A 1,431-nucleotide genomic window follows, 5' to 3' on the forward strand; every position below is an offset into this window, starting at 1 on the left:
GGAAATAAAGAATTACAAACCGAATTAAATTTAAATGTATATGATTACGGAGCGAGAGTATATACTCCTGATGCTCCACGTTTTTGGCAAATTGACCCACTAGCAGAACAAGGACGCAGATGGTCGCCCTATGCTTATGCCTTCGATAATCCGGTTTATTTTACAGATCCCGATGGAATGTGGCCTGATAATCCTATTACAGGATTAATCAATAGAGCTACATCAGCAGTTAAAAATTATGTTGCAAATAAAATAAGTACTGTTGTTTCTAATGCCAGAAATATAGTTTCTCAAAAATCAAGTAGTTTGCTTGGTGCACTGACACCAAGTAATCCTTTTAGAATCGGAAAATCGGAAAAGGCAGAAAAAGCCTCAGGTTTTGGAGTAAGTTTAGCAACAGAAGGTGGTAAAAAAGGACGGATGGTTAGTCCAGAAGGAGAAAGAGATACTCCACAAGTTAATCTGAGTATTGTCGTAGGATTAACAGATGTCTGGGGGTCTGAAAATAATATTCCTAATATTGCTAGTGTTTTAGATACTAGTAATCCTGATATAAAAGGTGGTGAAGAAGGTAGTTCATCAACAATGAGTAATAGTAATGATGGTGATAATGTAACCATAGAAACAGAGAATTCAAGAGCAGTACCCAAAATAGGAATTAATCTGTCTCAAGTTCAGACGTTTAAAAAAGATACTGTTGTAAAAAAATCAGATGTTAATAAAGTTCGCTCTAATGACGAAAAACAAAAGAATAAAGCTTATGAAGATGCAAAAAGAAATAATAGTAACCGTTAGTGCTATTTTGCTAATAATTATGGTTTCTTGTAAAGAGAATGGAAGTTCTGAAAAAGAAATAGTTATTCAAAATAAATTTAAGAATGGATATGTAGAGTTCAATTTTGATTTTCCAGATACAATCTATATTAATAAAGTATATAATGGAAAGATTAATTACAAAAGTGTTTTAGATACTATAACAACATCATTTGAGGATAAAAGAAAAAGTAGATATATAACATATTATATGAATAAAACCAAAGATGTAAATTACAATATAAAAAATCTTAAGAATATGAATCTTGATACCTTTGGAGCAATTAATAACAGAACAATACCTATTTATGGAATAAAATTTTCTGAATTAGGAGTGCACTATTTAGATGGTATAATTAATGATCACATATCTATAGATACCTTTTCACAATTGAAAAAAAATGAAGATAAAGCTCGCTATATTGAAAATGTTGTAAGAGCTACACACAAAGTAATTGTAATTGAGGAATCTAAATAAGAAACTCCAGTTGGGTCGCAAGGCTTTAGCGCAGTAGATAAAGTACTAGGAACAAACTCTACTGGGGCTGGTAATGCCCAATCCGACAACAAATTTTTTTCAGTATGTTTTTAACTATTTAGATCATTTAGGAAACGTTC

2 protein-coding genes are annotated in these 1,431 nt (G+C 31.4%); both read left to right on the forward strand.

Annotated features, from left to right (window positions below):
• A partial coding sequence (locus B0A64_RS24695) for an RHS repeat-associated core domain-containing protein (RefSeq protein ID WP_317045018.1) occupies nt 1–795 on the forward strand: 795 nt, incomplete at its 5' end.
• Nucleotides 767–1,291 carry a hypothetical protein gene (locus B0A64_RS24700; RefSeq protein WP_123875963.1) on the forward strand — a complete coding sequence of 175 codons (525 nt, stop codon included), beginning with the start codon at nt 767–769 and terminating at the stop codon, nt 1,289–1,291. The genes B0A64_RS24695 and B0A64_RS24700, both read left to right, overlap by 29 nt.
• Nucleotides 1,292–1,431: the final 140 nt, after the last annotated feature.

The sequence above is a fragment of the Flavobacterium araucananum genome, from assembly GCF_002222055.1.
GTDB classification, from domain to species: Bacteria; Bacteroidota; Bacteroidia; order Flavobacteriales; family Flavobacteriaceae; genus Flavobacterium; species Flavobacterium araucananum.